Consider the following 14,063-nt stretch of genomic DNA (forward strand, 5'->3'; position numbering starts at 1 on the left):
AAGTATAGTAAATGTTTAATGGAATTTTGTATGTGATTTACTCTATTGTTTAGACAAAACAATAAAAATACTATGTAACATAATATTTAAATGCTAAAATATAAGTAAAGAATAAAATATAAAAATAAAATACACTATCAGATATAGATTTGATATTTTTTTGAATGTGTCTGGATATATGGAGGAAAGAAATGAGTAATATTAATAATGACAATAATTTAGGAAACATAAGGAAAGCAAGAATTGAAGATTTAGAAACTATAGTAAAATTCAATTATAACTTAGCAAAGGAAACAGAGGATAAAGAACTTAATTTAGAAATTCTAAGCAATGGTGTTAAAGCGATGATAGAAGATTCATCAAAAGGACAATACTATGTTTATGAAATAAATGGTAGAGTAGTTGGACAAATTATGTTTACATATGAATGGAGTGATTGGAGAAATGGTATGTTTCTTTGGGTGCAAAGTGTATATGTAGATTCTGAGTATAGAAAAAAAGGTATTTATAAGAAGTTGTATCATAATGTTAAGAATATATGTGATAATAATGATGGAATAGCTGGCATAAGATTGTATGTAGAAAAAGAAAATATAAATGCTAAAGCAACGTATGAATCACTTGGGATGAGCGAATGTAATTATAATATGTATGAATATGAAAAATAATTATTTACATTATTAAGATAAGTAATCATATATGACTAGATTGCTGCTTAATAGCTGTAAATAATAGTTAAGTTAGCGGAAAGCTGCAATTTTCATTAAAGACAGCTTCTATAAGTTTTGTTCATATATATGTTGCAATAATAAACTTACATTTAAACTTCTAGTATGTTAAGTACCCTATTAAGGCAAAATGTAGAAACTAATTGCAACATATATAAATCATATTTTACAATAGAAGGGAAGTGAGAATTAAAGGAGAGCGTATTAAATCCTCTCTTTTAATAATATTATGAATAATAAAAAGATAGTAAGAGATGGACATATGCACTCGCCATATTGTCCTCATGGAACTAAAGATAGTTTTGAAATGTATGTTGATAAAGCATTAATAGAGGGATTAGAGGAAATAACATTTACTGAACACATGCCTTTTCCATGTTATTTTATAGATGACAAAGAATTTCAAGATGAATGTGCTCCAAATGAAGAAGTAATAGAGAAGTATTTTAAGGATGTTGAAGAAATAAAATTAAAATATAAAGACAAAATCAAAATAAATATAGGACTAGAAGTTGATTTTGTTGATGGATATGAAGAAGGAACTAAAAGACTACTTAATTCCTATGGTCCAAAATTAGAAGATGGGCTAATATCTGTACATTTTATAAAAATGGGCGATGAATATGTTGCTATTGATGGAAAAGAGGGCTTTGAAAGAGCTTTAGAGTTTTATGGCACTACTGAAAAAGTTTATGATAAGTATTATGAGACTTTGCTTAAAGCAATAAAATCAGACTTAGGGGAGTATAAGCCTCATCGTGTAGGGCATCCAAATTTAATTAGGATTTTCAATAAATTATATCCATTAGAATATAAAAACAAAGAACTTTTAGAAGAAATAGTAAGAGAGATTAAATCAAGGAATTATGAAGTAGATGTAAATACAGCTGGCCTTAGAAAGCCATATTGCGGTGAAATCTATGTGTCAGATATTTTTAAACATTTGATAGATGAGTACGGGATTAAAAAAGTATATGGATCAGATTCTCACACAGCAAGTGATGCTGGAAGAGATTTTGATAAAGAATAAATTTCGGATAGCAGCAGTAAAACTATATTGAGGAGTGAGGTATGTCATTAGAAGGTATTAATTTTATTAAAGAAATTACATCTTTTATCTTTGTGGAAGATAAGCCAGAATACTGTGATATTATTTTTATACCTGGTAGTGCATGGCCAGAGCCAGCAGAAAAAGCTTCAAAACTTTGGTTAGAGGGATATGCACCATATATACTTCCATCAGGAAAATATAGCATGTCAAAAGGATATTTTCCAGGACCAATAACTAAGGCTGAAATATATAATGGAGAATATAACACTGAATGGGAGTTTATGAGAGATATAGCCATATCAAATGGAGTTAATGGTGATGCAATATTAAAAGAAGATAATGCAACTTGGACAAAGGAGAATGCCTTTAAGTCAAAGGAAGTTACTGATAACTATAATTTAGATATAAAAAAGGCTATAATATGTTGCAAATCATTTCATGCCAAGAGATGTCTCATGTTTTATAGTTATGCATATCCAAAGACAAAATTCTTTGTATGTCCAATAGATGTAGACGGAATAACTAAGGAAAATTGGTTCAAAACTGAGAATGGAATTGATAAGGTTATGGGAGAATTATCTCGGTGCGGAGGACAGCTTAAGAAAGCAGTTCCTACTTGGTCCTAAGTATTTTAATAGCTCTAAAAATATTACAAGAAGTTTAGACTTAATTGTGAAGTGTAACATATGTACTTTAAAAATCTTAATTTATCAACGCCTATATTGAAATATCACACAATACAAATAATTGTATAAAGAATTGATAATAATATTATATAATTCATGTTATGAATCCCATAAGAAGCTTGATAGTTGCTTATGGGATTATCTATTTTTGAAAGTTTTAATATTTTATAAATCTAGTGAAAAAAGTATACGATTTTGTAACAATAATTTAATTACTGAATAAAGTGACTATATAGATTGTTATATATTTAGTATTAAAATAAAGTTAAGATATATACTTTGGATTGACAATAGATAGATGATGTTCTATATTGTATATAGATAGATGTCTATATAGGAAAGGCGTGAATTAGAATGAGCTATGAAGAAAATTCAAAAATTTTTAAAGCATTATCTGATCCAAGCAGATTAAAAATAATTGATATATTATCTTGTGGTGAAAGATGTGCATGCGATATACTAGAATACTTTGATTTTACTCAGCCAACCCTTTCGCATCATATGAAGGTATTAAGTGACTGTAGTCTTATAGAAGTTAGAAAAGAAGGTCTTTGGAATTACTACCGATTAAATCTTAATAATTGCAATAAACTTACTTTATTTATGATGAACCTCGTAACAGAAACAAAAGACTGTATTTGTAAGGATAAACCTAAGTGTACTTGCAAATAAGAAGAAAAAATTAAATGTATCTATAAATGAAATTTAAATATAAAAAATCATATTGTAAAGGAGTTAATAAAAATGAAAAAAATGATTATTTTTGATCCAGCTATGTGTTGTTCAACAGGTGTTTGCGGGCCATCTGTAGATAAAGAATTATTGAGAGTTTCAACTGCACTTAATACTTTAAAAAACAAAGGTATAGTAGTGGAAAGACACAATTTAACAAGTAATCCTCAAATATTTGTAGATAATAAAGTGATAAATGAAATTTTAAACACCAAAGGCATTGAAGCTTTACCTGTAACTATGGTAGATGGAGTAGTAGTTAAGGAAGGTAGTTATCCAACTAACGAAGAATTTTGTGTTTTATTGGGTATACCAGCAGATACTTTGAAGCTTAATATAAAGAAAGCTAGCATAAAAAAGCCTGCTAAAGGCTGTGGATGTAAAGGTGGATGCTGCTAATAATTAGGTTCATTAGAATAAATCGATACACTTAAGTAGAAGGGAAGAGTAAATTATGTTGAAACTGTTTGATATTGAAAAGCTGAACTTAACTAAGTATCTATTTTTTACTGGAAAAGGTGGAGTTGGTAAGACTTCAACAGCTTGTGCTGTAGCCGTGAATTTAGCGGATCAAGGAAAAAAGATTATGCTTGTAAGTACTGATCCAGCATCAAATCTTCAAGATGTATTTAATACAGAGTTAAATAATAAAGGCATTCAAATAAAGGAAGTCCCAAACTTAACTGTTGCAAATTTTGAACCAGAAGCTGCAGCGGCTGAATATAGGGAAAGTGTAATAGCTCCATATAGAGGAAAGTTACCACAAGCAGTAATAGATAATATGGAAGAACAATTATCAGGTTCATGTACTGTTGAAATTGCAGCATTTAATGAGTTCTCAGCTATGATAACTGATGAAAAAGTATTCAATGAATATGATCATATCATTTTTGATACTGCACCAACAGGGCATACCTTAAGAATGTTACAATTACCTTCTGCATGGAGTGATTTTATTAATGAAAGCACTCATGGAGCATCATGCTTAGGCCAGCTTGCAGGACTTGAAGAAAAGAAAGAGATGTACAAAAGTGCAGTAGATACTTTGGCTGATGGAGAGAAAACAACGCTTGTACTTGTATCTCGTCCTGAAACTTCTCCACTAAAAGAGGCAGAAAGAGCTTCTAGTGAACTTCAAGAAATAGGAGTAAACAATCAAATATTAGTTATAAATGGTGTACTTCAAAATCATGATGATGAACTCTCAAGTGCTATTTATGAAAAGCAGCAAAAAGCTTTAAGTAATATGCCACCTAAATTTAAGGATATCGAAACTTTTGAAATTCCTCTAAGACCTTATAATATAACTGGGCTTGAAAACGTAAGAGCTTTCCTTAAAAAAGATTATATTAAAATTAGTGAGGAATCTTTAAATGCAGTGGCTATGCCAAAATTAAAAGATGTCATTGAGGATCTATATAATAGCAGCAAAAAAGTTATTTTTACAATGGGTAAAGGTGGAGTTGGTAAGACAACTATAGCAGCAGCTATAGCACTAGGACTTGCAAAAAAGGGTAAGAAGGTTCACTTAACAACAACAGATCCAGCTGCTCACTTGAAATTTGTATTAGATGAAAGCTATGGAATATCTTTGAGTAACATTGACGAAAAAGAAGAACTCGAAAAGTACAGACAAGAAGTTATAGGTAAGGCAAGAGAAAACAATATGACTGATGAAGATATCGAATATATTGAAGAAGATTTAAGATCGCCTTGTACTCAAGAAATAGCAGTATTTAGAGCTTTTGCTGAAATTGTTGAAAGATCAGAAAATGAAGTTGTAGTAATAGATACAGCGCCAACAGGCCATACTTTACTTCTTTTAGATTCAACAGAAAGTTATAATAAAGAAATTTCTAGATCAGAAGGAGATATACCAGAGTCAGTAATAAAATTATTGCCTAGATTAAGAAATGAAAGTGAAACTGAAGTAGTTATAGTAACTTTGGCTGAAACAACTCCTGTTTATGAAGCCATGAGACTTCAAAAGGATTTAGATAGGGCTCAGATTCATAGCAAATGGTGGATAATCAATTCAAGTCTTTATGCAACTGATACAACCAATGAAATCTTAAAGGTAAAGGCAAGTAATGAAATTCAGTGGATTAACAAAGTTGATGAAATTTCTAATGGAAACTTTGCGGTAATAGAATGGAAGGCAGAAGACGTAAGAGGAAATAACTTAATTAACTTAATCCAATAAAATTATTTTAAGGGGAGATAAAAAAGATGAAAACAAAAGTTGCATTTATCTGTGTCCACAATTCATGCAGATCACAAATGGCAGAGGCAATAGGAAAACTTTATGGAAATGATGTTTTTGAAAGTTATTCAGCAGGAACAGAAACAAAACCTCAAATAAACCAAGATGCAGTAAGGATCATAAAGGATTTATACAACATTGATATGAATGAAACTCAAAAATCAAAGCTTTTATCAGATATTCCTGAGGTGGATATAGTGGTAACAATGGGCTGTAATGTTCAATGTCCATTTTTACCATCTAAGCATAGAGAAGATTGGGGCTTAGAAGATCCAAGTGGAAAAAGTGATGATGAATTTATAAAAACAGCTAAAACAATAGAAGAAAAGGTAAAAGAATTAGCCAGAAGAATTGAGAATAATGAAATAAAATTAGAATAGTAAATTAAAAATAGGGGGAATTTTAAAATTGAGTAATAAATCATCAAGGTTATCATTCTTAGATAGATATTTGACTCTTTGGATATTTGCAGCCATGGCGCTAGGAATATTGTTAGGATGGGGAGTACCAGCCCTATCGGAAGGATTAGCGAGCTTATCTATTGGAACAACATCAATACCAATAGCTATAGGCCTTATTGTTATGATGTATCCACCACTTGCTAAAGTAAATTATAAGGAACTAGGAAAAGTATTTAAAAATCCAAAAGTTCTAGGATTATCGTTAGTACAAAATTGGTTTATTGGGCCAATTTTGATGTTCATACTTGCTTTTGTATTTTTAAAATCTGATTCGGAATTAATGACAGGACTTATTCTTATAGGACTTGCAAGATGTATAGCTATGGTAATTCTTTGGAACAGCTTAGCAGATGGAGATAGCGAATATGCTGCTGCATTAGTTGCATTTAATTCAATATTCCAAGTAGTATTTTATTCTGTATTTGCATACTTTTTCATAACTGTATTGCCACCTATTTTTGGACTTACAGGATATGAGATTCATATTTCCATGGGACAAGTGGCAACGTCTGTTGCAATTTATCTTGGTATTCCTTTTTTACTAGGAATGTTTACTAGACTTATACTAGAACCTATGAAGGGAACAGAATGGTATGTAAAAAAATTTGTTCCTAAAATTAGTCCATTAGCTCTAATAGCCTTATTATTTACAATTGTAGTTATGTTCATGTTTAAAGGAAAATATATTGTAGAATTACCTTTAGATGTTATTAAAGTAGCTATACCACTTGTAATATATTTCATAGTAATGTTTTCTGTATCATTTTACATTAGTTATAAGTCAGGCATAGATTATCATAAGACTACTACTTTATCTTTTACAGCTGCAAGCAATAACTTTGAACTTGCAATAGCAGTTGCAGTAGCAGTATTTGGAATTCAATCAAGGGTTGCCTTTGCAGCAGTAATAGGACCATTAATAGAAGTTCCTGTAATGATTGCATTAGTAAATGTTGCACTTCACTGGGGGAGAAAATATTTTTCATATTCTAAATAGAAATGATATTGCTAGTTACAGTTAATAAAAATATATAGAGCTTGTTGTGAAATATATAGAGTCATTAATTTATAAAATTTGCATATAAATCAATAGTTGTAAGGCTATAATAGTATAAATTGTGCTATTATAGCTTTATATTTATATGTGGAATCTATTGTATATTCGAAAGTGTTTTATGTAATTTAAGAAAGGAGTTTTAAAAATATTATGAAATATTCTTATGAGGAAGGTAATTTTAGAAAAGGAGATATACTAGGGATTACTATTGACAGAAAGGTAAATATTTATTTATTAGATGGTGATAATTTTATTAGGTATAGAAATAATAATAGTTTTAAATACTATGGTGGTCCAGTTGATAGCTCACCATATAATATTACAGTTCCAAGTTCTGGTCACTGGTATATTGTGATAGATTTAGGCGGAGGATCAGGAATTCTAAACTACTCTATAAAAGTATTTAGATAAAATACATATGTATTAGTTAATATGTTATTTAACTATAGATGTCCAAATTATTAATTATACTTATTATGTGAACATATTTACTATATATAAAGGGTTATCTTATCTAGAAATCATAAATATATTTGTGGAGAAAACATTTGAAAATGAGCTGTCAAGATTCTTAGTTGTAGATTGTTCCACTTTAGCTTGTCACACTGAAAGCGGGAGCATGCTAAAGTGGTGAAATCTGCAGCTTAGAATTTTCAGCGATATTTTCATAGCTTTTCGGAACAAAATATTTATGATTTCGGCAAGTTACCGCATAAATATAGTTTTAAAGTCGGATATCTATATATTAATAGGCATTATTTAGCGTACATTTATATATAAATTTACATTAAATTTTGGTAGTATTTTGAAATAAGTAAATAGATTTTGTTTTGCATTGACAATAATAGGATAAATATATTATTATATACAAAATATCTAAAATGTAAAAGGAGTAAGATAAAATGGCATATTATTTTAATGAACCATCCCATACTTTTGGAGAATATTTATTAGTACCAGGTTACTCTTCTGTAGACTGCATACCACAAAATGTAAGTTTGAAAACACCTCTTGTTAAGTTTAAAAAAGGCGAAGAATCATTATTAAGCATTAATATACCTTTAGTTTCGGCTATAATGCAGTCAGTGTCAGATGATAAAATGGCAGTAGCTTTAGCAAAAGAAGGCGGAGTTTCATTCGTATATGGATCTCAGTCAATTGAAAATGAAGCTGCTATGGTTGCAAGAGTTAAGAATTATAAGTCAGGCTTTGTTACTAGTGATTCTAACATCAAACCTGATACTACTTTGGAAGAAGTGGTAGAAATAAAAGAGAGAACAGGACATTCTACTATGGCAGTTACTGAAGATGGGACTCCAAATGGAAAACTTCTTGGAATTGTAACAAGTAGAGACTATAGAATAACTAGAATGGATTTAAGTACTAAGGTTTCGGAATTTATGACACCTTTCAGTGAACTTATATATGCGGATTCTAATATAAGTTTGAAAGAAGCAAATAACATTATTTGGGATAATAAATTAAATATGCTGCCATTAGTTGATAAAGATCAAAAGTTAAAATACATGGTATTCCGTAAAGATTATTCAGCTAATAAGGAAAATTCAAATGAACTTATTGATTCTCAAAAAAGATACATAGTAGGAGCAGGTATTAATACTAGAGATTATGCTGAAAGAGTACCAGCATTAATAGAGGCTGGAGCAGATGTATTATGTATTGATTCATCTGAAGGATTTTCAGAATGGCAAAGAATAACAATTGATTATATACATAAGAATTTTGGAGAAAACATAAAAGTTGGAGCTGGAAATGTTGTTGATAGAGATGGATTTATGTTTTTAGCTGAAGCAGGAGCTGATTTTGTTAAAGTTGGAATAGGTGGTGGATCTATTTGTATAACTCGTGAACAAAAGGGTATAGGCAGAGGGCAGGCAACGTCTCTTATTGATGTAGTTAAAGCTAGAGATGAATATTTTGAAAAAACAGGAGTTTATATTCCTGTATGCTCTGATGGTGGTATTGTTCATGACTATCATATTACATTAGCATTGGCTATGGGTGCAGACTTTATTATGTTAGGAAGATATTTCTCAAGATTTGATGAAAGTCCAACTAATAAAGTAAATATAAACGGAAACTACATGAAAGAGTATTGGGGCGAAGGTTCAAATAGAGCAAGGAATTGGCAAAGATATGACCTTGGTGGAGATAAGAAATTATCTTTTGAGGAAGGTGTTGATTCATATGTTCCATACGCTGGAAGTTTAAAAGATAATGTAAGTATAACACTTAATAAAGTTCGTTCTACAATGTGTAACTGTGGCGCTCTTACTATTCCAGAACTTCAAAAGAATGCAAAAATAACATTAGTGTCTGCAACAAGTATCGTAGAAGGAAGTTCTCATGATGTAATGTTAAAAGATAATCACTATAATGCTCAACAGTAAAGAGAATATACTATGAAGTAATTTCAAACTTACAAGATGCAGTTCAACTGTTTCGCAAGGAATTATAGAGAGTTTGCAAATTAAAATATGAAATTACTCATAGTTAATATTAAATGTTTTAATAATAAAAAATTAAAATTGACATTATTTAATCCATGTCATATCATATAGTATATAGATTTCATTGGAAGGAAGTATTTTTGTGAGTGTTTAGTATCTTAATTATAGTAATTTAATATTAATTCAAAAAAGAAGTATTTTATACTTTTATTTGTTGTTGAATTAATTATAACTATTAAAAGATACGAGCCACGAATTTGCTTTCAAAAGATAGGTATATTTCTATCTTTATTTGATGTTGAATTTTTTAGCTGTGGAGGTATCCACAGCTTTTTTGTTTATTTAAAAACTTAAACTATATATGTATTGCAATTGTTTTTACACATTTTGTATGCAAGAATTTACTTATCCTGAAAACATACTAAGTGTAATTTTATTATTGCAACATAGATAAATATTTGATGAATGTATACATTGCATTAAATATTGGTTTGTTAAGTAACTCTATTTTGAAATCTATAACCTTATTCGTGGCTTGAATATATAAGAAAAGGAAATGAAAAAATGAATAATGCCACATTAGAAAAATTAAATTATAAAGAATTAAAAGACATTGTAAAATCATTTTGTGTAAGTAACTTGGGAAAAAAGTTGATTGATAAATTAGTTCCAAGTAATAATATAAAACAAGTAAGAAGAATGATTAAAGAAACTTCTGAAGGGAGAAGACTAATCGATGCATCTTATCATATGCCCCTTGAAGGAGTATTTGATATATCTCCATTAATTGAAAAAATAGAAAAAGGTGGGGTTTTGGAACCTTCAGAAGTGATTACGGTAGGAGATTTTCTTAGAGGATGCAGAAAAGTAAAAGCATTCATTAAAGATAAAGAAGGATATGCAGAAACATTAAGTGCATATGGAGAAAATATTACAGACTTAAAATATATTGAAGATGAAATAAATATAGCTATTAGAGGAACCATTGTTGATTCTAATGCTACAAAAGAACTTAAAAAAATTCGTAGGAGCATTGAGCTTTGTGAGGAAAAAATAAAAGAAAAGATAGAAAGATTTATTAAGAATCCAAGCAATAAAGAGTATATGCAAGAATTTTTTGTTAGTATAAGGAATGGAAGATATACAGTTCCTATAAAAGCTGCTTATAAAAATCATGTACAAGGGACTATAGTTGAAGCTTCTTCAAAAGGTACTACAGTGTTTATGGAGCCAGCTTCAGTGTCAAAATATACAATTGAATTAATAACTTTAAAGGCTGAAGAGAGCATTGAAGAATACAAAATATTATCTACCTTAAGTGAAATGATTTTTCAAAAGCATCAAGAAATAAAAATAAATATCGAAGTTATTTCAGAGTATGACATGATACTTGCGAAAGCAAAATATAGCAAGGAAATAAACGGAATCGAGCCCAAGCTTAATGACTACGGTTATATAAAAATAATAAAGGGAAAATATCCATTAATTAAAGAATGCGTTCCACTGGATTTTGAAATAGGAAATAAATATAGAAGCTTAATAATAACTGGTCCAAATGCAGGCGGAAAGACAGTTGTATTAAAAAGTGTTGGGTTACTTACTTTAGCAGCATTAAGTGGATTTCATATAAGTGCACATGAAAATACTGAAATTGCAGTATTTGATGATATTTTTGTTGATATTGGTGATAATCAGAGTATAGAAAATGCTTTAAGTACATTTTCATCTCATGTAAAAAATTTAGCAGAGATTTTAAAAGAAAGCAGTAGAAATTCATTATTACTTTTTGATGAAATTGGAAGTGGCACAGAACCAAATGAAGGAGCCGCACTTGCTATTGCAATTTTAGAAGAATTTTATCATAAGGGGTGCATTACAGTAGCAAGTACTCATTATGGGGAAATTAAAAACTTTTCGCAAAATCATCCAGACTTCGAAAATGCAGCTATGGAATTTAAAAGAGATACTTTGGAGCCATTATATAAACTTCATATAGGAAAAAGCGGAGACAGTAATGCCCTATATATATCAAGAAAAATGGGTATTAGTGATAATATAATTGAAAGAAGTAGAAAATATATTCAAACAAAAGATTATAATTATAATTTAGTAAAAGAAAGTAAAATTCCTAAAAGAGAAATAGAAAAATCCGAAACTCATGAGTATATTTATAGAGTTGGAGATAAAGTATTACTGCTTGATAAAGATGCAAGTGGAATTGTCTATAAAGAAATTGATAGATTAAATAATATAACTGTTTTATTTAATAATGAATTTATAGAAGTAAATTACAGAAGGCTTAAACTTGAAATTAGTGCTGAAGAATTATATCCTAAAGATTATGATATGAGTCAGCTATTTTCAAGCTATAAAGAAAGAAAACTTAATAGAGACATTGAAAGAGGATCTAAAAAAGGACTAAAAAAATTTAGAAAACAGGAAGGTATATAGATATCTAACGTTAAAACTTAGATTTATTCGATGACTCAACGAAATCAAATATATTTCTAGTATAGCGGTATATTCTAACTGTAAGTTGAGCTCTTAAATTGTCTATCTATAAAGTTAAAAAGGAAAGAATATAAGAATTTAGGAATAAAGGAATTTAAGAATTAAAGAATATAAGAATTTAAATTCTTAAGAAGGAAAGAATTTAAGAATTTAAAAGTGAAAATATTTTTAAAGAAAAAATATAAAAAGTTAACAATTTATAGTGTTTTCAACGCTTTGAACAATTATATATAGTGTAAAAATAATTCTTCGTTATAATTCTAAAAATATTGAAGGAATTTTAGCTGTAATTGTGAATTGTGAAACTTGCATTGTGAATTGCAGCATATATATTAAAAAAGGTTATCTTATAGAGGTGTATAAACCAATAAGATAACCTCTTTTTATAAAAAGCATAATAATGTATTAATTCTTTCTAATTCAGGAAACATGTATTAAGTAAGCCTTTTTATTGGTAAATAATAATGCTATAATATGAACAGATTATTACACATGTCATAGGTGATAATTTTACTGTTACTGAATGAATTGGAGGAAACATATGAAGGAAAACTTGGAAGTTACATTAAAGCAAATGATTCATATCATTCATAGAGCTATTAATTCTGTGGACAAAAGACTTTTGAATCATGGAGAAAAAGTTGCATATATAATGTTAAATTTATTAAAAGCAAAAGGAAATTATAGTAATGAAGATATGCTTAAAATTTGCGTCATATCAATTTTTCACGATATTGGTGCATATAAGGTTGCGGAAAGAGATAAGCTTGTTGATATTGATGTAAAAACTCCATTTGATCACGCTATCTATGGTTCATTATTTATAAAATATTTTTCTCCGTTACCTAATTTATATAATATAGTTCTAAGCCATCATTTTACGTGTAAGTATTTTAAGGACAAGCACATGGATATTATATCTAAAGAAGGAATGATATTAAGTTTTGCCGATTATATTGATAGGGTATATTTATCAAAAAAAGAATTAACGAAAGACTTTATTAGAAATCATGCAGAAGAATATTCAAATGAGTATATAGAATTATTGCTGGAAGCAGATAGAAAATTTAATTTTATTGAAAAGCTAATAGATAAAACTTATGTTGACGAGTTGTATGATTTTTTTGGTACTAGAATACTTACAAGAGATGAAGTTGTATCATATAGTAAAATGTTAGCTTATTCAATTGATTTTAGAAGTGAAGCAACAGTTAAACATACTATATTAGTAGAAGCTGTAAGTTATCAAATTGCAAAGCTGTGTGGGTTAGATGAGAAAATTTTATCAAAAATTAAATTGGCAGCTGCACTTCATGATATAGGAAAGATTGCTATTCCAGTAGAAATCTTAGAAAAGCCCGGTAAACTTACAGACGAAGAGTTTGAAATTATGAAAAGCCATGCTATTATAGGATATGAGATTTTAAGTGATTTAAATATAGATGATATAAGAGATATAGGAACATTTCACCATGAGAAGTTAGATGGTGCGGGTTATCCATTTGGGCTAAAAGGAAATCAATTAACTAAAGAAATGAGAATAGTAGCAATAGGGGATATTACTAGTGCCTTATTAGGAGTAAGGAGTTATAAAGAGGAATTTAGCAAAGATAGGATAATTAAAATTTTAAATAATATGGCTAAGGATAATAAAATTGATTTATATATCACTAATTTGCTTATAGATAATTATGATTTTATAATTGATGAGGCAAAAAAGCAGGCTAGTGATTTAATGGCAAAATATCTAAATATAACGACTGAATATAAACAATTATTAAAAAAATTCTCGTAAAAATAAGTGAATATCATATAATCCCAAGCAATTAAATATATGTGCTATATAATTAATTGCTTGGGATTTTTAGTTGAAAAGTTATTTTTAATAGGATTTCCAAATTTCTTTAGAAATTCTTTCGATTTAATTGTAAACTATCTTTATTTTTGAATTGTATATTTTACTTGTAGCTAATCAGTATATAAAAAATAAATATGTTGTAATTGAGTTTCTACATTTTGCTTTAATTTAACGTTTGGATTACTAGGAACTTAAATGCAAATCTGTTATTGCGGCATATATCATCTAAGAATAGGAGGTGTTTA

At 28.9% G+C, this 14,063-nt stretch carries 12 protein-coding genes; all 12 read left to right on the plus strand.

Annotation, left to right across the window (positions count from 1 at the left end; translation table 11 throughout):
• The first annotated feature begins 191 nt into the window (after nucleotides 1–191).
• The 12 genes from KEC93_RS10785 (at nucleotide 192) to KEC93_RS10840 (ending at nucleotide 13,755) form a co-directional block, all read left to right on the plus strand.
• Nucleotides 192–668, plus strand: a complete 477-nt coding sequence (locus KEC93_RS10785) for a GNAT family N-acetyltransferase (protein WP_023976200.1) — start codon at nucleotides 192–194, stop codon at nucleotides 666–668.
• 289 nt (nucleotides 669–957) lie between these two features.
• Nucleotides 958–1,758, plus strand: coding sequence for a histidinol-phosphatase HisJ (gene hisJ, locus KEC93_RS10790; protein WP_077868978.1), 801 nt, complete (start codon nucleotides 958–960; stop codon nucleotides 1,756–1,758).
• Nucleotides 1,759–1,799: 41 nt separating this feature from the next.
• Nucleotides 1,800–2,405: a YdcF family protein gene (locus KEC93_RS10795; protein WP_077868979.1), complete on the plus strand. Its 606-nt coding sequence runs from the start codon at nucleotides 1,800–1,802 to the stop codon at nucleotides 2,403–2,405.
• 414 nt (nucleotides 2,406–2,819) lie between these two features.
• Nucleotides 2,820–3,137, plus strand: a complete 318-nt coding sequence (locus tag KEC93_RS10800; protein WP_077868980.1) for an ArsR/SmtB family transcription factor — start codon at nucleotides 2,820–2,822, stop codon at nucleotides 3,135–3,137.
• A gap of 72 nt (nucleotides 3,138–3,209) precedes the next feature.
• Nucleotides 3,210–3,596 (plus strand): arsenite efflux transporter metallochaperone ArsD, encoded by a 387-nt coding sequence (gene arsD, locus KEC93_RS10805; RefSeq protein ID WP_023976196.1) that lies wholly within the window; start codon nucleotides 3,210–3,212, stop codon nucleotides 3,594–3,596.
• Between the two features lie 55 nt (nucleotides 3,597–3,651).
• Nucleotides 3,652–5,400 carry an arsenical pump-driving ATPase gene (gene arsA, locus KEC93_RS10810; protein ID WP_077868981.1) on the plus strand — a complete coding sequence of 583 codons (1,749 nt, stop codon included), beginning with the start codon at nucleotides 3,652–3,654 and terminating at the stop codon, nucleotides 5,398–5,400.
• Between the two features lie 26 nt (nucleotides 5,401–5,426).
• Nucleotides 5,427–5,840 (plus strand): arsenate reductase ArsC, encoded by a 414-nt coding sequence (locus tag KEC93_RS10815; protein ID WP_077856641.1) that lies wholly within the window; start codon nucleotides 5,427–5,429, stop codon nucleotides 5,838–5,840.
• A gap of 28 nt (nucleotides 5,841–5,868) precedes the next feature.
• On the plus strand, nucleotides 5,869–6,918 hold the full coding sequence (gene arsB / locus KEC93_RS10820; RefSeq protein WP_077856640.1) for an ACR3 family arsenite efflux transporter: 1,050 nt from the start codon (nucleotides 5,869–5,871) through the stop codon (nucleotides 6,916–6,918).
• 210 nt (nucleotides 6,919–7,128) lie between these two features.
• On the plus strand, nucleotides 7,129–7,389 hold the full coding sequence (locus KEC93_RS10825) for a DUF1883 domain-containing protein (protein ID WP_041896297.1): 261 nt from the start codon (nucleotides 7,129–7,131) through the stop codon (nucleotides 7,387–7,389).
• 491 nt (nucleotides 7,390–7,880) lie between these two features.
• A complete protein-coding gene (locus tag KEC93_RS10830) occupies nucleotides 7,881–9,389 on the plus strand; it encodes an IMP dehydrogenase (protein WP_077868982.1) in 1,509 nt (502 codons plus the stop codon).
• 624 nt (nucleotides 9,390–10,013) lie between these two features.
• Nucleotides 10,014–11,900, plus strand: coding sequence for an endonuclease MutS2 (locus tag KEC93_RS10835; protein WP_077868983.1), 1,887 nt, complete (start codon nucleotides 10,014–10,016; stop codon nucleotides 11,898–11,900).
• Between the two features lie 601 nt (nucleotides 11,901–12,501).
• A complete protein-coding gene (locus tag KEC93_RS10840) occupies nucleotides 12,502–13,755 on the plus strand; it encodes an HD domain-containing phosphohydrolase (protein ID WP_077868984.1) in 1,254 nt (417 codons plus the stop codon).
• The last annotated feature ends 308 nt before the right edge of the window (nucleotides 13,756–14,063 follow it).

The sequence above is a fragment of the Clostridium beijerinckii genome, assembly GCF_018223745.1.
Lineage (GTDB): Bacteria > Bacillota > Clostridia > Clostridiales > Clostridiaceae > Clostridium > Clostridium beijerinckii.